Raw genomic sequence first — 18,917 nt, forward strand, 5'->3', positions numbered from 1 at the left:
ATTGTTTTTACTGTGGTTTAATTCTTTCAAAAAGAGTTACTTAATATCCCATAATAGCTCATCGTTACCGGTATTTTTACTTATGATCACACTATTTCCCTTTTTTAACTCCCCTGAAATAATATATCGTGAAATGGGCCTTCTAAGCTGGTTGCGTATCACACCCGATAATTGCCTTGCTCCATATTTGGGTGTAAAACCTTTCAATGCCAACATACTCTTGGCCTCGTCGCTGATCTGCATACCGATGCCCATTTTTTCGAGAGCCTGAACCAGGCTTTTGAGCTGAATGTCAAATATCCGCACCACATTTTCTTCTGATATTGGTGCAAACGGCACAATTTCAGATAAACGCGCTAAAAATTCCGGCCGGAAATTTTTACCCATTACCTCCATTAATTGAGAAGATGTTGGCATATTGCCTTTTTGTATTTCGCCTGCTACCCATTCGCTGCCAATATTAGATGTAAACAGGATAAGTGCGTTGGAAAAATCACCTTCTTTACCTAATCTATCATGCATATGACCTTCGTCTAATATTTGCAAAAAGATGTCGAATACCGATGGGTGCGCTTTTTCGATCTCATCAAATAATACTACTGAGTATGGCTGCTGGCGAATTTTATTCACCAAAAGACCACCTTCTTCATATCCTACGTACCCCGGAGGAGCGCCATACAATAAGGCCGCGGAATGCTCTTCTTTAAATTCAGACATGTCAAAGCGAATCATAGCTTTTTCATCGTTGAAGAGAAACTCTGCAATTGATTTAGCAAGCTCAGTTTTACCCGTGCCTGTTGGGCCCAATAAAAAGAACGAACCAATTGGCTGCCCCTTTTTATTTAAACCACTGCGCGATTCCAGGATGGCGTCTGATACTGCTTTCAACGCCTGATCCTGTCCTACTACACGTTTCTTTAGAAAGCCTTCCATGTTTAAAAGCCTTTCTTTTTCCTGAGCTTGTATCTTGCCTAAAGGGATACCTGTTTTATAAGATATAATGGCTGCGATATCCTGTTTATCAACAACCTCTGTTTTATTGCCGGCCAAAGCTTCCAGCTGACTTATATTTCTTTCAAAATAAGCATCAAACTCTTCGGGAGTTTCCAGACTTTCCACCTGTGTTTCGTCCTCCAGTTGCCCCAATAATACGGCACTGATCTTATTGCGCAGCAGAGAATATAACCATTTGTAAGAAAGGATCAGTTCGGGATCATCGTTGCTGTTTTTGAGCTCTTCAAAATGCGCCCGCAATTCGGCTAATGAAGTTATTGAGGTATCGTTCATTAAGCGGATAGCCGCCATGGTACGATCGAGAAGATCAAAAGCGGCATCGGGCAAGCGTCTATCTTTCAGATAACGCTGCGCCAGGCGCACACACTCTTCTGCCGCGTTGGCATCCACTTTTAGGTTATGATGAGACTCATAACGGGGCACCAGCTTTTTAAGCATTTTTATGGCCGTGGCTGTATCCGGCTCATTCACCTGCAATACTTCAAAACGGCGACTAAAAGCCTGTTCGGGCTCGATAACCTTTCGGTATTCATCAATAGTAGTAGCGCCTATTACGGTTATTTCGCCCCGGGCTAATTCCGGTTTGAGCAAATTACCTACCCCACCGCCAATCGGGCCTTTATTATCTAATAACGTATGTATCTCGTCAATAAACAAGATGGCTTTATCCAGCTGCTTTAATTCCCGGAGAATATTCTTCAGTCGATCTTCAATCTCGCCTTTATAAGATGCCCCTGCTATTAATGAACCCAGATCTAACTCATACAATTGTACGTTTTTTAACGAATCGGGTACCTGGTCATTTACAATATCCAGAGCAAAGCCATCAACCAAGGCTGTTTTACCCACCCCGGCATCACCGGTTATCAGCACATTGGGTTTTGTACGGCGACTTAATATTTCCATGACCATCCGGGTTTCCCGCTCACGGCCAATAATAGGATCTATTTTATCATGTCGGGCCAGTTCGGTACGGTCGATACAATATTTCAGCAAAGCACTGTTTGACTTTGGCGGAGTATCCCCAACAGCATCTTTATTGGCTGATGTTTGCACAGCTTGCTGTATCTCCTCATTGCTCAGGTAAATATCCAATAGTTCCTTTTCTTTTACCGGAAACGATTTAAGCTGATTTACATCAAAACCTACGTTGGGTTTAACCAGAGCAATAAGCACACAAACCGGGGTTATGAGGTCAATCCCAAGCTTAATACGCACGTTATCGGCTTCTTCAAAAACCTGTCTAACAGCGTTATTGCCCAGCATTTCATCAGGTACGGTAATGGCAGGTGCATACTCCTCTATTCTAACGTCGGCCCAATCCTGTATATAAGCTGCGTCTTTTCCCAAAGATTGCAGCATACCGCGCAACCCTACCTCCTGGTGCATTAAACCTTTTAACAGGTGCGCCGGGCCAAACTCTTTATGGTGATATTCTTTCGCGAGCGATTGAGCCACCCTAACGGCCGTTTTTACTGATTCACTGAGATTAACTACATTCATGCTATTGCAGGTTGGCCTGGGTTACGTAAAAATAAGTTTTGCCGTTTGAGGTAAAATGCTGGTTAACCAGCACCGAGCGCTTAACCTGCTCGCTGCTATGCACTAAAAACTTAATATATGTCTCGAACTGTTGCTGAGGCATATCTCCTCTTAAATCAGCTACTTTGGTATTCTGGAAACTATTTTTTCCGGGCAATGGCAAACCGGTAACCGTTTTAAAGTATGTACTCAACTGCATATCTTTAATGTCGCCTTTTGATATCTTTTGGTTTAATCGTTTTTGAATAATATCAACGTAGTTTTTAAACAACCTTTTACGATAATCAGAGGCATCCTGCTGCAGGTTTTCGCCTATCATCAATGACAATATATCAGTTAACTGATTATATTCCTGTTCATTTAAAATCAATAAATACTGCAATTGGCCTGGGTGTTGTGTTACTACGCTTGCCGGCAATTGAGCATTAATAAAGTACTTAAATGCATTATGCGGCATATTATTACCTAAGTCATTGGCTGCAGGACTTACCTGCGCAATTACTCCGGGTTGCACATAACGATTTTCGCGCCCGGTAAGCCTGAAAGCACTATCCAATGCATGTACCTGGGTATTAATATCATAATCTGTCTCTTTCATCAGGCGATCAACAGATAAACGCATGGCCTGGTTTGTTTTCACAACGCCTTTGGGCGGGAATACTACAGCACCTTGTATCATACTGTTTTTAGGATAATCCAGATAAAAGGAGATTGAATCGGAAAGCGAGGTATTAAATTGCTGAACATTGCTCAAGCCTTCGCCCGTGATCATGCGTTGTTTTTTAAGATCAGCCAGTTTTATGGCAGATTGTGAAACAATTCGCCTGGCCTGTATCACAAAATCATTATAGATAGGATTATAATCACTAAACACTTGTATAGCCAATAAGCGGGCGTCAGCAGCAGCTACCTGGTCAGCTTCGTTGGCTATATCATCGGCATTATAATTGCCCGATCCGGTAGTGCCTATCAATACAATCAGATTGGTTTCGTTAGTATGGCCTTTAAATAAAGTAAGAGCGGTGTTTATACCTTCAAATACCGGTTGATTTTGCAAAGTAGTGCCGCAACCATTGGTTACCGATGCCTGTTTATCAAAATACTTTACAAGCTCCCTATAATCAGCTGTAAAGTTCATTTTATTGATGCCACCTGAAGGGCAATCCTGCGCATTCCGGTATACTACACCTCCATATGTTATCTGGTTACCTTTTGCATGAGCATTAAATATATTTTCAAATGACTGTATAGTGCTGGTTATTCCGGAGAAATAACTGCGCATAGTGCTACCACCATCAACCACAAAAACAACATTAATGTGATGGATGTTCTTGCGGATGTTCAGATAATCCTGGTATTTAAGATGGCCACCTTTAACATTAAGAATACTATTGTTCGATTTATCATACACATCAACAGCCAGTCCGGTTCCTAACTTGTCATTAGGGCTTAGCACATTCCCTGTAATTACCGGCACACTCCGCAATACAGGCTCATCTGTGCTTATCAAAGGATCAAATTTAAAGTAGGTGCTTGTGGCAGGAGGAGCAGATACCAATATGGCCTGATTGATAGCCGTTGCGGCTGAATCGTCGCCATCTGTAGTGTTATTTTTAGCCGAGCCAATATATAGCCGGTTACCCCAGTTATGCAATGCGTCGGCTGCCACCCATCCATAAACACTCCGGGATGCACTGTCAGCTACAAGTTGTCCCTCAGAACCAACCAGCATTTTTTTACCATCATCTGATTTTTTGAAAACATATACGATGTTATTTAACGCAAGTTTTGCTTTTTTACGGTCCAACTCCGGCGAGGTAAATACATATAACGAATCTGTTTTATCATAATAAAAGTCGGGCATCAGTAGTGGGTTTTTACCGCTGATAACCGCTATATATTTACTGGGATAAGTACCCTGGTTAATAAATGCCGATTGCCAAAGCAAAACTTTCGACTTACTGATCCAGCCATAACTCTGACTCGATTTTTTGTTCGTAAGCTTACGGCCCTGTACCATTCCTGGCTGGTATTTGATCAATTTTATATAGCCATTTCTTTCTTCGCTAACATAAAAAGGATCCATGAACTTTAATTTTTTCATGACCAGAGTACCTCCCGGAGACGTATAAGTGTAATTCTCATCTCGATCAGAGAAAACTATCCATGGTAAACTGGTTTTATCATCGCTGTTATAGATATTGGTACTTTCATTTGGCTTTTCAAATGCAGCAGGCAGGGTTATTACTTTCTTACTAATGGATACAGGCGACTGCGCTTTCACCGAAATACAGCAAAGCAACAATAACATTATTAAAATATTTTTCATCTTGATAGGTGCATATATTAGGTTCATTCGATAACGGTTTATTATTTGGTTCTTCTCGGAGCGGCATTCGAGGTAGATGAATGCTGTTTAACAGTAAGCATACTTGAGCAGGTTGATTTAGCCCTTAAGGTTACCTGGGCTTCATCAATATTAATACCACCGCCAAAAGTAAGCCGCATACAGTATGAGTAAAAGTCGGTTTGCTTACTATCGCCATTGGTTTCCAGGTTAACGGTTACTTTTTCATCACCACAGAAATACTTGTTAACGAGATAATAGTAATTGGTATTAAAATCGGCCCCATTAGCAATGGCTTGCAAATGTGCCCTGATGTCGTCAATCACTTTTCGTTCCCCTTCACCAGGCGTTACAATGGCGTTAACTGTCGAGTCGGGGTTTGATATCAGCATACGATGATAAACAGGGTGTTTGCTTTTATCGGTGCTGAGTTTTATAAAATAAGTTCCGGGATTATGATAAGTGTATAATGCGGTGGCTCCTTTAACATCAACCCTGCCGGTTTCACCAAATGACCATTCGTATATCCTGGCATTGCCTTGTGCTTCCAGCCTGATTTGCTCATTGACGATTCCCTGGGTAGGCCCGTTGATCGTCATCAGGGTATCAACAGACTGGGCAATGGTATCTTTAACATTTACCGGAAACTGCTGCTTTAGGGTACCATCAACAGTAATCCGTACAATATAATCGCCGGCGTGCTTAAATTTATAACTTCCGTTTTGGACGTTTGATTTATCGCCATTACCAAACTCCCATACCCAGCTTTTGGCATTAGCTGTATTATCTGAGTACACGAGGTTTTCGTTTAAGAATATCTCATCTTTTAGCAGCCTGGCATTAACAGTTCTTTTATCAAATAATGAGCTTTTAAATAAAAAAATCAGTGCGGCAATAATGAGTATCCCAACAATGATATATAAAAAGGCATAGGTTTGCCTGTTGGTATCCACGGGGCGGCCGCTGTTGTAATCGTCTTTCATTGGTTTAAAGGTTTTTGTTTTTATAGTGATGTGATGTTTTGCGTTTACTTGCTGGCGCCAAGGCTTTGTTGTAACTGCCGTGTTGATAGCTTACAGTCATCAAGCAGTTTACTAAGCCGGTTCATATCGCTGTAATTACCGGTGAGTTCGCGTTTATCATAAAACAGGTTCTCGAAAAGCTTTGAGGCGTGAATAAAACATTTATACCGGTTATCATACGGACGGCGGTTATAATAGGAACGTATGGCACCAATAGAATTCCTGATATCGTTCTCCAAAAAAAGAGCCTGTACATTGGGGTTAAATTTGGCAATATGTGTGTAGGTAGTGTCGACGGTTGGTATAGCCTCTTTAACCAAAGCCTCAAATTCATCCTCTTCGGCTATTCGCTTGGAAAACTCTTCCTTTGATATAGTTGCACCATCGTTATAATTATAAAAGATGGCTGTACACAATATGGTTGATGTTATCAGAAACATCCCTAAAAACAAAAGGAATTTCTCTCTTCGCTCTTTTAAATTAAACTTTAGCATATGATTTAATAATGTGAAAACCGGCCACTTAGCTTGCTGGCTGCTGCTTTATTTATTTTGTTACACGATTCCAGTTGCGAACGAAGGCTTTCAATCTGAAAACGGGTGGTAAATAATGAATCTTTTACATTAGCTATAGTAGCAATGTGGTTACTTAATTTTTTGTACAGATCGAAACTCTTGAGCGGATAGGGGTTGCTCTGAAGCTTGTCAAGAATATGCTGGTTATTCTCCTGAATATCATTAAGCAAGGTATTTTGATTGTTTAATTCCTCCGAATTCATTTTTGAATACTGCGACAGCTGTTGCATGCGCATAAGAATAACTTCGAAACTATTGTTGATGTCATTACGAATAGCTACTAATTGATCAGTTTGCTTCACTTTGGCATTCAACAGTACCATTTCATGGCTTGAGGTAAGGAAAAAGAAATAAACGGTTACAACAGCAAACATTAATAACCCTGCCAGGTACATTATAAAAACCCTGTAGGATCGGTTCAGGTCAATTATATTTATGGGCTTCATTAAATATATGTAATATTATTGTTAAGAGATCATAGATAACTTAAGATTAAAACGATTAATTATCAATATAAATCATTCAAAATAAAGGATGTAATGAATATTTTATTAACCTTTAAAACATTTCTACAACTATTTTTCAAAAGAAATGTTTATGAAAAAGTGATTTTTTTTATCGCCATCTTGCAAATCAAATATTTAATATGCAAAACCCTCTATATTTCAAGCCATTAAGATTCCAAAACATTAGTTTGGGGCGAGATATGCAAACACAGGATCTGGGAGCCTCTATCTCTCAATACATAGAGCTGATCATTTTTACCAGGTACGGCGAACATCGTTATAACCCCGAGTTTGGATGCGAGATATGGGACATGGATTTTGAACTTATACAGAGTGAAACTCTCTGGGAAGAAAAACTAAGGCAATCATTACTTAAATCAATCAAAAAGTTTGAAAAAAGGATTTATGATATTGATATTGATGTACACATCGGCGAGATCAATAAATTTTATCCCTTAAGAAATGTAAGCGAAATAAAGAAGCAAGTACAGATCATTATAAAAGGAAAGCTCAATAAAACCGGTGAGTATTATACCTTTTCCACGTCATTATTTTTAAGCCCTTTATCTGCATAAAAGCCTAAACATGAGCAAATTATTTTTCACATCGAAAGAAGAAATCAAGGGGCGAATGCTCCGAAACGCTATGGATTTCTGGAACACCACAAATGTTAACGACATTGACCCACTGGTTAAATTATTGATCGAAGCGCTCAGTTCAGAATTATTCAACCTTTCAAATGATGTTAAAAATCTGGAAAACAGAGTGCTCAATAAAATATCAAGAATACTTGCTTCTGATTACCTCACTGCCCCCCTCCCCGCGCATGCCCTGTTAAAGGGCATGCCGGTTGAAGTTAAGGAAACCTTAAACATCAAAAACCATTTTATTTATAAAAAAGCCGTCTCTCCTGACGCAGGCAAAACGACACCGGATACTTTAGAGGCTTTTTTTACTCCAGTAGGCGAAAACTTTGTTTTCAAAGCCGAAATTAAATATACGTTCAATGGCAGGCAATTATGGGAGCATGCTCCGGATGCCCAAAAAAGCTTAATTACGAGTTCATTACCACAATCTTTTATCGAAAACAATACTTTATGGGTGGGTATCGAAACCGACCCTAAACTTAACACGCTTCGGGATGCCGGATTGTATTTTGAATGGCCAGGCTATACTACCAATAATGATTTTTATAACCTACTGTCTGTTACCCGTTTCTACACAGATGAGCGGGAGCTGCATACCACAAGCGGATTAATATATGAAGAGGAGAAAGCGGGCGAAAACAAACCTGTATTTTATGATCAAAACGTTATTAATTTAATTACCCGGGATGTAAAATCATATTATCAAAATCGTTTTATATCTCTTACAGATGATAGCTTAAATGATCTTAACTTGCTTAAAAAAAGCTATCCCACATCCTTTGAAAGGTGGATTGAGCCTTCTGATCTGAAACGGCTTAAGCCTTGTATATGGATAAAAATGGTTTTCCCGGCAATGATCGGGCCGGATGTACTCAACGAACTGCAACTTCACCTAAACTGTTTTCCGGTTATGAGCCGAAAACTACATGAACAAAAATTCAGGGTAAAGGAAATGAATAACATCATCCCGATCAAACCTTCAGCCTATGATCATTTTTTATCCGTTCAAAATTTACATGACGACCTCGATATTCACTATAATGAAATCCCGTACAGCCAGTCTGATCAAAATTTTGAAGGAAGTTATTCTGTCAGAAATGGTGGGGCCGAACGTTTTGACTCCCGGAACGCACAACAGATCATCGAATACCTTTTTGAATTGCTCAGGGATGAAAAAGCTGCCTTTGCGGCTTATGGGAATGATTTTTTAAACTCGACATTAAAAACACTCGAACAAAACATTTCGCTCATTGAAAAAAAATCAAATCAAGCAAAAGACAATCATGAACTAATCAATTATCTTGTTTTGAAACCGGCCAATAAGGCCAGCATGTTATATCTTCAGTTTTGGACTACCCTGGCAGATACTGCTAATAATATCAGAAAGGGCTCCCGATTACAGCAGTTCGAAACAACAAAGCTAAAAACAGATAATTTGCGCTTGATGACCACCTCCATTGGAGGTAGAAATAGTCTCGGCGCTGCCGAACGTATACAGGCATATAAATATGGGCTTACCACCAAAGACCGGATAGTTACTCAAGCTGATCTGACTAGTTTTTGCCAATATGAACTGGGCAGCAAATTAAAAAGTGTCCGCATCGCTAAAGGGGTAAGTATTTCTTCGAACCCCAAAGAAGGCTTTAAAAAAACTACGGATATATATTTAAAGCCCCATGAAGGAAGTAAGCTATCAACAAATGAATGGGACACATTGCTCAGTCTGCTTCAGTCAAAACTGGAATCACGGAGTATCATCAATTATAATTACCGTCTTTTTATTGAAAAGTAGTATTAAATCTAACTACCCAAATAAGTAGTATAACCAAGTCTGGCATTATCCTGCTGCGCCCCTATAATTATTTTTTTAGAATCAGGCGTGGCCAACAATTCGATCTTTACACCGGCCTGCATCGGTATAAAATATGATAGTAGTACATCAATACAAACAGCTGATCGCTCTCCAGGTAAAAAGTCTATCATTGTTGAAGCGTTCAATGGCCCAATAGCAACACGTAGCTCTTCTTCAGGCTCAATCAATTGTCCTGCTATAAAATCTATTCCCAAGGCCGCCTTACCCAATGAAGTCTGTATGTCTGCCAAGTCTTTTTCCCCACGCCCAATCGTTAATTTATAACTGAGTGATATAGACGTTTTAAATAACATGGTTAATACTTTGCCTATAAAAACAAGATTATTCCGTTGCTCATGTATAACAGGCAAAACGTGTATTAATATAAGCATTTGCTTATTTGTAAAGCAGCTAAATTCTTTCCACTCCTTTAAAAATATGTTGATCAGATCGTCGTATTCATTTTTCTTATCCAGACGGTTCTCATAAAGCTCAAGGATCATTTTCAGGTGATTCACCTCTGCTTCAAACGGCGCAAAAAAGCGCCGTGTCTGCTTCTCTTCATCCCTCCTGTCAACAATATCCTTAATCATCTCCTCTTCGGTGATCATTAAACTCGATGCAGGCGGTTTATGGAACAATCCCTCAGGTAACATATCATACAACCCATCTCGATTTACCCAAACCTGAAGCATTTTCTTGTTAGTGATATCGGTTTGGTTTACGGTAATTCCGGCAATCTCTTTTGCAAATGCACGTTGTTGGGGGCCTACTGGTAATATCACAACACCATCAACTTCAACCAATTCATTCTCAACAATTTCTGCAGCAACAACCGTTGCTTTAAAATCAGTATCGATAAGATTAGGGCTCTTGATCTTCATTTTTTAATATTTTTACAAATAATATTTAAAACAATAACCACAATTATTGGTAATTGATTAGACTTATATCAAATTTATTTTTTAAGCCCGTTACAGACCTGAACATACAATTATATCATGGACGTTAAATCATTTTTTATACGTTATCTTATCTTCCCCCTCATCTTCGTGATTGCTGCGGCAATTATGACCATAATTAACAAAAAGAATAAGCTCCTAAGCAATAAACGCCTCATTGTTATTATTCTGTTAACAGCCGTTATTTTGGGCATTCCCGGTCTGTTGGGCTTTCTCGATCTGCAATTTATGCCTTGGGGTTATTTATTTTGTCAACTTATTTACCTAACCCTTGGTTCTGTTTACGTATGGCTTGCTGGTAGATATCATGAAAATGAACTTTTGAATAAAAAGGGCTTCTTTATTTTCTGCACGCTGATTTCCTGCCTGCTGGGCATATATCTTTTTAAACTGGGCTTTGATTGGCTAAACAATTTGCAATATGGTTTATGGGCTGCCACCAGCGTAATCATATTTTTGCTTCCGCCCATTTTCTGGTGGGCTTATATTGCATTTATGAGCATCCCGCTGGAAATATACAAAGTATGGCAATACCCACGAACACCTGAAGATATTAGTATGGAGCATCTTAACTTTGATAAACTAATGGTGTTGGAACTTGATCTGTATAAAAATACGGATGATCCGGAACCCCTAAAAGTTAAGGCTAAAGCACCGCCGAATATGAATTTTGGCCAATGGTTTCAGAAATTTATTGATGATTATAATTTAAAATTTCCGAATGCGCCTGTGGGATATAAAACCAATAAAACCGACAGTTATAAATGGATATTTTACACTAAACCATCTTTTTGGAAACAGCGGCGATTTATCGATCCCGATCTAAACATAACTGAGAATAAGATCACTGAAGCAAACACAATATATGCCAAACGTGTTTCTGAAATTGTAAGCGAGCCAGAACGCACCGGCGATCAGGCCGTTTACCTGTAACCTTTTAATAACATCTACATACAAAAATATGATATGCTTAGTCCATTAAAAAACAAGCCTGTAAACTGGGTAGACGGAATGAAAATTTCCAGCGGGCATTTTATTAGCACGGATAATTTCATACATGATATAGTGAGGGATTCTAACTCCCTTCAACTCAATAACCATAACTTTGGCTTATTACCACCTGTCGCGAACGAATCTGCCGCGTTGGATATACAGATCACGGAGAGGGCCTCAAATCAGGTACAGATTAAAATAAACCATTGTAGCGCGGTAACCGCCGAAGGCCACCGCATTGATATATCCAGAACAGGTACTGAATTGCTGTTTACCCATTATTTCGGTCAGGATAACGCAACAGAAAATTCCGAAACGTACTACGTCTTGTTAACCGTCAACCCGTTCGAGCGCGTGGCAAGTGGCAATCCAGATCCGGAGGAGGTTCCCTTAAGATATCCAGAGGTTGATAAACAATACAATATTACCATAATACCGGCCTCGCAAATAAACGGCCGAAGCTCCCATTTTCTGGAGGTAGGCAAATTCATTAAAAACGGCAATAATCTGCAAACTGATATCAGTTTCATCCCTCCTTGCACATCAGTATTAAGCCACCCGGAACTGGTTAAGTATTATGAAAATTTTAGTAATCAACTGAATAACCTACAGCTACTGTCGTTTCGTATTCTGGATAAAATAACTTCAAAGGAATCTGTTTCAACCATTGGTAAAAACGTAAAAATATTGTGCGAAAAGATGCTGGAGTATATTGCCCGAATCTATTTTTCGTACCGTAACATCGTATACCAACAACCACCGGTATATATGGTGTCATGTTTTTCGGAAATGGCACATATATTTTTCAGCACTGTAAAAAGTATCCCCGGTGCCGAACGCGAAGAATTACTCAAGTATTTTTATGAATGGAAGGATGTTACACCTGGCAACTTTGAGGAGTTACTTGCCCGCCTAATAGAAATAGTTTACAACCATCATGATATCAATTCATCTATGATAACCGTTGATGAATTCCTGCGTGTAATAGTAGCTTTATGGAATAAACTAAGCGGTCTGGAATATATTGGCCAACGTAAGGAAAACATTGTGGTAGCTGAACAACAAGTGATGCAGACTGTACAATCTAAGCGTACATGGACTTTATTAGACTAACTCATAAATCCCGAATAAAACAACCACTTAATTTTTATAATCGAACTTTGTACAAAAAAGTAAAATCAATTATCCTCCAAGAAGGGCGTTAAAATCTTTTTTTTCTTTATTCATCTCGTTTTATCAAATATCGAAGTCGATCTTTTCAAATCTTTAATAAAAAAACTTTTAAACTGTGATCGGAAGTCACTTAAGTAGATGTTCACTTCAGAACATCTACTTTTTATATCACTGCACGTTATTGACCTATAATATTTATACTAAATTCACTGCCCACAAAAAAGAGTTCGAAATTTCAACATAATTCCGCTTCTCAATTAATCAAAATACAGTTATGTATGTTTTTTGCTAAATAAGCGGCTATGAGGTATTCAATTTTCACTTAGGGTGCTTTTAAAGCAAAAGCTCTTTTTCATTAATAGCAAAAAATCACAAATGATATTTTTTAGATATTGTTATTGGCTTTTCAAGCCCGATGCGGTGAAAATGCTACTTTAGTTTCCTTAATCTTAAAACGAAACCTTCCTGAACATTATAATAATTTATGCAACAATACAATATTAACTGGTTGAAATTTAGCATAGGAGTTATCGTTAGCCTGGTGCTTTCGCTAAGTATTCATGTTGTAATGCTCCAAGAGATGAATGTAGCCTTCCCTGATTTTACAGTTATTACCACACCTTACAAATTCTTCACTCGCGTGGTTTCAGTCCTGGGTTTGATCTTTTTTTGGCAATTAGCGGAGAAGAAAGTTGGAGGAGTTATTGCCAAAAAGTGGGCTTTCCTGGTTATTATAGATGCTATGTTAACAGAAAGTCTCTTTAGAGGGCCATTCATGAACGGTTATTGTAGCAATTCTATAGGCTTTATGTTAATAAGCAACATTCCAAAGTTACTGGCGATCGCTATAATGTGTGGATTAATAGCTTTCTCTGCTCCTAGGCTAAATAATTTCTTTCTTAAATTTTTGGCTGCAGCTGCCATAGCCGCTATTTTCATGTTCGTTGCGAGTCCATTAACTACCGCAGTCTGGAAGCCGGTAACGAACTCGATCGCACACCTTGCTCCTACAAACGAATGGTGTAAATTGCCCTATGGTCCTGAAGTGCTCATTCCTTCATATATCAGTTTTGTTGAACCTGTTATGGCCTGTGTGATAATAGCTATCTTAACTTGGGATAAACTTTCACCAGCAAGATGGCTAAAGTATTTGTTGTTCACTTTAATTATATTAGCTATAAAAAATCAATTGTTTATGCCGGTATTTTACGCAATGTTAGGCAAAGACAATCTTATAGTAAATCTGGCAAGCGAGGGACAATTTACCCTGGAAGCTATTATTTTAGCTATAACTACTGGTTTTACTTTTGAGTGGAGCTTAAAAACATAGGTCTATATCTCTCAAATATATTAGAATCTTACCTGGTTTTAATGATGTAACCCATCAGTGGTCCATTCCCGGGAAATCGATCCTGTATTGTTCGAACTATACTACCATCAAAGCTAACTTCCTCAAATCTTCTGTAAAAGGGTTCGAAAATTGCGATCTGAAGGCCACTGAAAGAAATATTCCGTTATGGGCATATCCTTTTATGGGCATAAGAAAAGATAGCCAGAACTTTAGATCGCCGCAAAAAGAGTTCGAAATTTTCCGGCAAGGCCTTATACCTTTATCTAAATTCTTAACATTCGTCAAGCGAATTTCCTTTTCTTCCAACACATGCTTTCAATACGCTCAAAACATGATAGCAGGGAAATTATTTTGCAAAATAATTTCTTAATTCGCCACCGTTTTCTGCGTAGTTCCACCGGATCTGGTCATTCTTTCCATCTCCGTTAATATCAGCAAAAAAGAAATCAGTATCCCCGCTTTGTGAAGTACCCCGCAATGAATAATATGGCCCATCAAATGTATTAGCAGTGGTAGCATAATAAATCTTGAGCTTACCTAAATAATTACCAGGGTTCCAGTAGATCTTATCGGCGCGGCCATCGCCATTTACATCGGTAAAATAAAATACGGTCGCTGCCGAAACACTTGAAGCACCGGCATCGGTGAATGAGGTTGAGGCAGTAAATGTACCGGCGCCATCTGACAGGAAAACTGATGGTTTACCTGAGTTGAGTGTTGGTTGCCAAAGTATCTTATCTGCCTTTCCATCGCCGTTCACATCGGCATAATAAAATACCGAGCCACTTGTAGTGCTTGCACCTTCGGTACCAGACACAACCGTACCGCTGAAATTACCGTTTGAGGTAGCCAGATAAACCCGGGTATGCCCCGAATCAAACGTACCGTTCCAATAGATCTTGTCGGCCTTGCCATCGCCGTTTACATCGGCAAAGTTATAAATGGTGGTAGTACCCGCACTCGTTCCTTCCGGGTTGTCGATCACGGTTGAGCTAAAATTACCATTGGTAGTAGCCAAATAAACACGTGTATGCCCCGAGTTTAAGGTTGGATCCCAAAGTATCTCATCCGCCTTGCCGTCGCCGTTCACATCGGCGTAATAGTAACGGGTAGTGGTTGATGTAGAAGCGCCAGCAGTATGAACCACAGCTGTCACAGCAAAGGTGCCATCACCATTGGACAGGAATATCTGCGGACGGCCGCTATCATAGGTAGCATTCCAGTATACTTTATCAGCTTTACCGTCGCCGTTGATATCGGCAAACGAGAATTTAGTATTGGCATTCGCACTTTTTCCGTTGGCATCGGCATGGGCGCCGCCAAAAATACCAGGCACAAAGTTTGCCATTACCGGCCAGTGATCTGAAGGCCAGAAACCGTTATAACTGGTGGTAATTACTTTCCATGAAGTGAAAGACATACTCCGGTCGCTCATCATCCAGTCTATCTTACCCGTACCAGTATCTGTCCAGCCGTGAAAGGTAAGGTCGCCATCGGTATCGCCAAGGGCATCCACTACATCCAGGCCATCCTTCAGGTTGTTGATCTCTTCGGTACTGGGCTTCGCGTTAAAATCACCAAAAACAATTTCAGGCAGGTTTTCAGTATTGTATTGCTTAACGGCTGCCACCAGCGCCTGAGAGTTTTGTAACCTCACTGGCTGCGAATCAAACTGCCAGTGACTGTTACTTACAAAATATCTGAGGCCTGTTGAATTATCCAACAATTTGGCCCAGGTACCGGTATTGGTTGGCCCAAGTACAACAGTACCGCTGCTTTCCAGCGTAAAACGATTGGTTTTATAAAAAATAACTTTGGGTGTGCCCATACCGGCCGACTCATCAAAATACACCCCATAACCCAGTGTTGCCATCTGTGGGATAAACCAGTTTTCAAATGAATTATCCGAAAACTCCTGCAACCCGAAAACATCGGGATTGTTATCTACAATGATCTGGCGGATGTTACCCTGCCGCTCGGTAATAGATTGCGCGTCGGAAGGGTCATTATGCCTCACGTTGAAGGACAACACCCTGATCTCAGGACTTGTTGCCGATGCAGTAAGCTCGTTAATAGCCGGCAGCTTACTATTATTTACTGTTTTTGTATCGCCAAGCTGTGATTTCTGGCAGCTGGAAAAAAGCAGTAGGCTGCTTAACAAGCAGGCCGCCGCATTGATAAAGTTTGTGTTATTATTTTTCATGATAGGTTGATATATATTTTGATAGGATGATTTACATATAGTACATTATAGTGTAATTAGCTTGGTTTACTTTACCGGTTTATCAAACAATGGAACGGTGAACTGACTGTCGGCATCGGTTTCACTCGTATTGGCATAAGGCGAAAATGTTCTGACCGATAACTCATTGTTCTTAACCGAAAATTTGTACAAGCGCATTAAACCATTCCCGCCGTTTGGCCGGCTTTGATAATCGTTAAGGAAAGCCTTAACCGTATGCCCATTAAAAGTTTCGGAGCGATAACCTTCGCCATTGTCGCCTACGTGGCCGCAAAGCATCATAAACAGGTTGGGATTGCCTTTAAGGCTTTCATAAATGGCTTTACCCTGTGCATTAAAAGGGGCCTGTGGCGTATTGGAACCGGTTACCGGGTTAAAATGTAAAATGGAATGGCTTACCACAATTGCCTTGCGGGTTGCGTATTTGGCCAGGATCTGGTTGGCCCAACTGTACATACCTGCCTGGTCTTCATTAAAAGCATCAAACTCCAAAAACAACACAATAAAATCAACACCGCCTGCCGTAAACAGGTCATAGTGGCTATCGTTATTATTACCATAATGACCACCGTAGTAAGAACGGCCCTCAAAATGCTGTACACCAAAATATTGATTATAGCCATTGGTGGTACCCTTAACCGGATACTGCGACGGAAACTGGTCATGATTACCTACAGCCAATCCATAAGGTATGCTAACCGGGTTTTCCAGCCCGTAAAGTGCGGTTTTGGCCAGGTACCATTCGCTCCTTGCGGTGACGGGATTATCGCCGTGCTCGGTGATATCACCCATGTGTGCTACATAAGCGATATTCTCTTTAACCTGGTTCTTTTTTATCCAGTCAATCTGGGCTTTGAACATGTCAAAGGTTCCACCAAGCTGGGCCTGGGCCAGGTAGTATTGTGTATCGGGCAGTACCGCGATACAAAAATCGCCGGGTTTAACTACCGCGTCGGGGCCGGGCGTATTTAAAACTGTATCTGCCAGGGGTAAACTATTTTCGGCATTTGCATTATAATTCAGTAACAACAGGCCAAGGCAAAACCCGGCTGCGAACTTCTTTCTGTAATTCGGCATTATATTTTTGTTTAAAGATTCATAACATCCCCTCCTGCCCTATGTGCACGAGGGGATGTAAAAAATATCAGATCAATAACCGGGGTTTTGTGTAAGCAACGTATTCAAGCCTATTTCAGCCTCAGGCAAAGGATATAACAGCCTATTGCTATTAACAATGTATGAATCGGGCGAAATGTAGTTGATCTGGGTCTTTAGCTTAACACCAAAAGCATTCATTACATCAACTGCATTACCACTACGCGTCAGATCGTGCCAGCGCTTGTTTTCGAATGCCAGCTCAACACGGCGTTCATGCAAAATAGTATTGCGCAGCGTTGCCTGATCAGCACCGGCAACCGGAGCCAGACCTGCACGGGCCCTAACTGTATTTAAAGCCGCCAGCGGTGATTTGCCCTGCTCGTTTTGGGCCTCAGCCAGTAATAGTAAAGCCTCTGAATAACGGTAGATCGGAAAATCATCCGCAGAGCCGGTTATGGCGGCTGGTGTATGCTCATATTTTTTGATATAAGGCACCGCTGTTTTTCCACTTGGGGCTCCGCTGTAATTTACAACGCTTTTTACCGCGGAATAAGTAAAGTAGTTACTGCCATCGTACGTACCCTCGGCAATACCGATAGAGGCATCCAGACGCTTGTCGCCGGTTTCATAATTACTGATCAGATCCTGTGTTGGTGTATTCCAGCCACCGGTAGTAGTATTGTCAATAGCCAGCGTAGTAATTAACGATGTATTTTTACTGCGTGGCAGGAAATGAAAGCACAATGGATTGGGTGTGGCGCCGGTAAGGGTTCCATCCAAAAACTGCACTTCAAACAGCGACTCTTTGTTGTTTTTATTAGCAGGTAAAAAGGCGTCGGCGTAATTGGTGTTCAAACCATAGCCCATGGTCGATAGAGTGTTCAGCTGTGTTTCTGCATCAGCCCAACGCTTTAACGTTACATAAACATCGGCCAACAGCACAGCTGCCGAACCTTTGGTAGCAATTCCTGTTTGCGGAAACTTTGCCGGAGGCGCCAGTTCGTTTAAGGCATCAGTGGCATCGGCAATGATCTGCTTGTACACATCATCAGAAGATGAGCGCGGCAGGAATGCATCATCGGGCGTAGTCACTTCCTTAACAAAAAGCGGAACGCCGCCAAACAGTCTCACCAGTTTAAAGTACATCAGCGCACGCAGAAATTTACTTTGCCCGTCATAACTTTTCACAGAGGCATCAGCAATACCCGATGCCGTTTTAAGTCTCGAGATCACAATATTTGCCCGGGATATTACCAGATACGCGTTTTGCCATTCTGTAGCGGTATAACTATCGGTTGAAGCATCCATGAAATCAGACAATTTTTCACGATCGGTATACGCTGTACCCCGGTTATTTAAAAACGACTGATAAATGGTGTTATCTGAGCGCATTTCAGAAAACAGGTAATCTGTTGTTACTACGTCTCGCAAACCTGCGTAAGCCGCTGTAACTGCCTGCCCAAACTGTGCATCGGTTTTATAATAGTTTTGATCGCTGTATGATGACTGGGGCGCTAAATCAATAAAGCTTTTTTTACATGAGGCCGCTGTTAGTAAGAATAGCCCCATCAAAATATATATTTTTTTCATTGT

At 40.5% G+C, this 18,917-nt stretch carries 14 protein-coding genes; 5 read left to right on the top strand and 9 right to left on the bottom strand.

Going from position 1 to position 18,917, the window contains the following annotated elements; translation table 11 throughout:
- Nucleotides 1-36: 36 nt before the first annotated feature.
- The 5 genes from FHW89_RS22680 to FHW89_RS22700 are packed head-to-tail and all read right to left on the bottom strand — an operon-like array spanning nt 37 to nt 6,946.
- A complete protein-coding gene (locus FHW89_RS22680) occupies nt 37-2,517 on the bottom strand; it encodes an ATP-dependent Clp protease ATP-binding subunit (RefSeq protein WP_172337341.1) in 2,481 nt (826 codons plus the stop codon).
- A 1-nt stretch (nt 2,518) separates the two neighbouring features.
- Nucleotides 2,519-4,885 carry a type VI secretion system protein TssR gene (tssR, locus tag FHW89_RS22685; RefSeq protein ID WP_172337342.1) on the bottom strand — a complete coding sequence of 789 codons (2,367 nt, stop codon included), beginning with the start codon at nt 4,883-4,885 and terminating at the stop codon, nt 2,519-2,521.
- 41 nt (nt 4,886-4,926) lie between these two features.
- Complete coding sequence (locus FHW89_RS22690) at nt 4,927-5,886, bottom strand: PKD domain-containing protein (RefSeq protein WP_172337343.1); 960 nt, start codon at nt 5,884-5,886, stop codon at nt 4,927-4,929.
- Nucleotides 5,887-5,930: 44 nt separating this feature from the next.
- Complete coding sequence (locus tag FHW89_RS22695) at nt 5,931-6,419, bottom strand: type VI secretion system transmembrane protein TssO (protein ID WP_172337344.1); 489 nt, start codon at nt 6,417-6,419, stop codon at nt 5,931-5,933.
- 5 nt (nt 6,420-6,424) lie between these two features.
- Nucleotides 6,425-6,946 (bottom strand): hypothetical protein, encoded by a 522-nt coding sequence (locus tag FHW89_RS22700; protein ID WP_172337345.1) that lies wholly within the window; start codon nt 6,944-6,946, stop codon nt 6,425-6,427.
- A 200-nt stretch (nt 6,947-7,146) separates the two neighbouring features.
- On the opposite strand from FHW89_RS22700, the gene FHW89_RS22705 reads away from it, so the two are divergent.
- Both FHW89_RS22705 and FHW89_RS22710 read left to right on the top strand, forming a co-directional pair.
- Nucleotides 7,147-7,581, top strand: coding sequence for a GPW/gp25 family protein (locus tag FHW89_RS22705; protein WP_172337346.1), 435 nt, complete (start codon nt 7,147-7,149; stop codon nt 7,579-7,581).
- Nucleotides 7,582-7,591: 10 nt separating this feature from the next.
- Nucleotides 7,592-9,445, top strand: coding sequence for a type VI secretion system baseplate subunit TssF (locus FHW89_RS22710; RefSeq protein WP_172337347.1), 1,854 nt, complete (start codon nt 7,592-7,594; stop codon nt 9,443-9,445).
- Between the two features lie 8 nt (nt 9,446-9,453).
- Here the strand turns inward: FHW89_RS22710 and FHW89_RS22715 are convergent, their stop codons facing one another.
- Entirely contained in the window at nt 9,454-10,389 is a 936-nt protein-coding gene (locus FHW89_RS22715) for a type VI secretion system baseplate subunit TssG (RefSeq protein WP_172337348.1), read from the bottom strand.
- 117 nt (nt 10,390-10,506) lie between these two features.
- On the opposite strand from FHW89_RS22715, the gene FHW89_RS22720 reads away from it, so the two are divergent.
- The 3 genes from FHW89_RS22720 (at nt 10,507) to FHW89_RS22730 (ending at nt 13,963) form a co-directional block, all read left to right on the top strand.
- A complete protein-coding gene (locus tag FHW89_RS22720) occupies nt 10,507-11,400 on the top strand; it encodes a TssN family type VI secretion system protein (RefSeq protein ID WP_172337349.1) in 894 nt (297 codons plus the stop codon).
- Between the two features lie 33 nt (nt 11,401-11,433).
- The gene (locus tag FHW89_RS22725) at nt 11,434-12,573 is read left to right on the top strand and encodes a hypothetical protein (RefSeq protein ID WP_172337350.1); all 1,140 of its coding nucleotides are present in this window, start codon (nt 11,434-11,436) and stop codon (nt 12,571-12,573) included.
- Nucleotides 12,574-13,117: 544 nt separating this feature from the next.
- On the top strand, nt 13,118-13,963 hold the full coding sequence (locus FHW89_RS22730) for a hypothetical protein (protein WP_172337351.1): 846 nt from the start codon (nt 13,118-13,120) through the stop codon (nt 13,961-13,963).
- Between the two features lie 367 nt (nt 13,964-14,330).
- Here the strand turns inward: FHW89_RS22730 and FHW89_RS22735 are convergent, their stop codons facing one another.
- The 3 genes from FHW89_RS22735 to FHW89_RS22745 all read right to left on the bottom strand — a co-directional run bounded on the left by FHW89_RS22735 (nt 14,331) and on the right by FHW89_RS22745 (nt 18,914).
- Nucleotides 14,331-16,187, bottom strand: coding sequence for an FG-GAP-like repeat-containing protein (locus FHW89_RS22735; protein ID WP_172337352.1), 1,857 nt, complete (start codon nt 16,185-16,187; stop codon nt 14,331-14,333).
- Between the two features lie 66 nt (nt 16,188-16,253).
- Nucleotides 16,254-17,303, bottom strand: coding sequence for a metallophosphoesterase (locus tag FHW89_RS22740; RefSeq protein WP_172337353.1), 1,050 nt, complete (start codon nt 17,301-17,303; stop codon nt 16,254-16,256).
- A 72-nt stretch (nt 17,304-17,375) separates the two neighbouring features.
- Nucleotides 17,376-18,914 (bottom strand): RagB/SusD family nutrient uptake outer membrane protein, encoded by a 1,539-nt coding sequence (locus FHW89_RS22745; RefSeq protein WP_172337354.1) that lies wholly within the window; start codon nt 18,912-18,914, stop codon nt 17,376-17,378.
- Nucleotides 18,915-18,917: the final 3 nt, after the last annotated feature.

The sequence above is a fragment of the Mucilaginibacter sp. SG564 genome, assembly GCF_013149275.1.
Lineage (GTDB): Bacteria > Bacteroidota > Bacteroidia > Sphingobacteriales > Sphingobacteriaceae > Mucilaginibacter.

What these genes read in the sequence shown, in the direction of transcription:
- FHW89_RS22680 (WP_172337341.1), bottom strand. Translation starts at nt 2,517, where the DNA reads ATGAATGTAGTTAATCTCAGTGAATCAGTAAAAACGGCCGTTAGGGTG.
- FHW89_RS22720 (WP_172337349.1), top strand. Translation starts at nt 10,507, where the DNA reads ATGGACGTTAAATCATTTTTTATACGTTATCTTATCTTCCCCCTCATC.
- FHW89_RS22740 (WP_172337353.1), bottom strand. Translation starts at nt 17,303, where the DNA reads ATGCCGAATTACAGAAAGAAGTTCGCAGCCGGGTTTTGCCTTGGCCTG.
- FHW89_RS22695 (WP_172337344.1), bottom strand. Translation starts at nt 6,419, where the DNA reads ATGCTAAAGTTTAATTTAAAAGAGCGAAGAGAGAAATTCCTTTTGTTT.
- FHW89_RS22700 (WP_172337345.1), bottom strand. Translation starts at nt 6,946, where the DNA reads ATGAAGCCCATAAATATAATTGACCTGAACCGATCCTACAGGGTTTTT.
- FHW89_RS22725 (WP_172337350.1), top strand. Translation starts at nt 11,434, where the DNA reads ATGCTTAGTCCATTAAAAAACAAGCCTGTAAACTGGGTAGACGGAATG.
- tssR (WP_172337342.1), bottom strand. Translation starts at nt 4,885, where the DNA reads ATGAAAAATATTTTAATAATGTTATTGTTGCTTTGCTGTATTTCGGTG.
- FHW89_RS22730 (WP_172337351.1), top strand. Translation starts at nt 13,118, where the DNA reads ATGCAACAATACAATATTAACTGGTTGAAATTTAGCATAGGAGTTATC.
- FHW89_RS22735 (WP_172337352.1), bottom strand. Translation starts at nt 16,187, where the DNA reads ATGAAAAATAATAACACAAACTTTATCAATGCGGCGGCCTGCTTGTTA.
- FHW89_RS22690 (WP_172337343.1), bottom strand. Translation starts at nt 5,886, where the DNA reads ATGAAAGACGATTACAACAGCGGCCGCCCCGTGGATACCAACAGGCAA.
- FHW89_RS22745 (WP_172337354.1), bottom strand. Translation starts at nt 18,914, where the DNA reads ATGAAAAAAATATATATTTTGATGGGGCTATTCTTACTAACAGCGGCC.
- FHW89_RS22705 (WP_172337346.1), top strand. Translation starts at nt 7,147, where the DNA reads ATGCAAAACCCTCTATATTTCAAGCCATTAAGATTCCAAAACATTAGT.
- FHW89_RS22710 (WP_172337347.1), top strand. Translation starts at nt 7,592, where the DNA reads ATGAGCAAATTATTTTTCACATCGAAAGAAGAAATCAAGGGGCGAATG.
- FHW89_RS22715 (WP_172337348.1), bottom strand. Translation starts at nt 10,389, where the DNA reads ATGAAGATCAAGAGCCCTAATCTTATCGATACTGATTTTAAAGCAACG.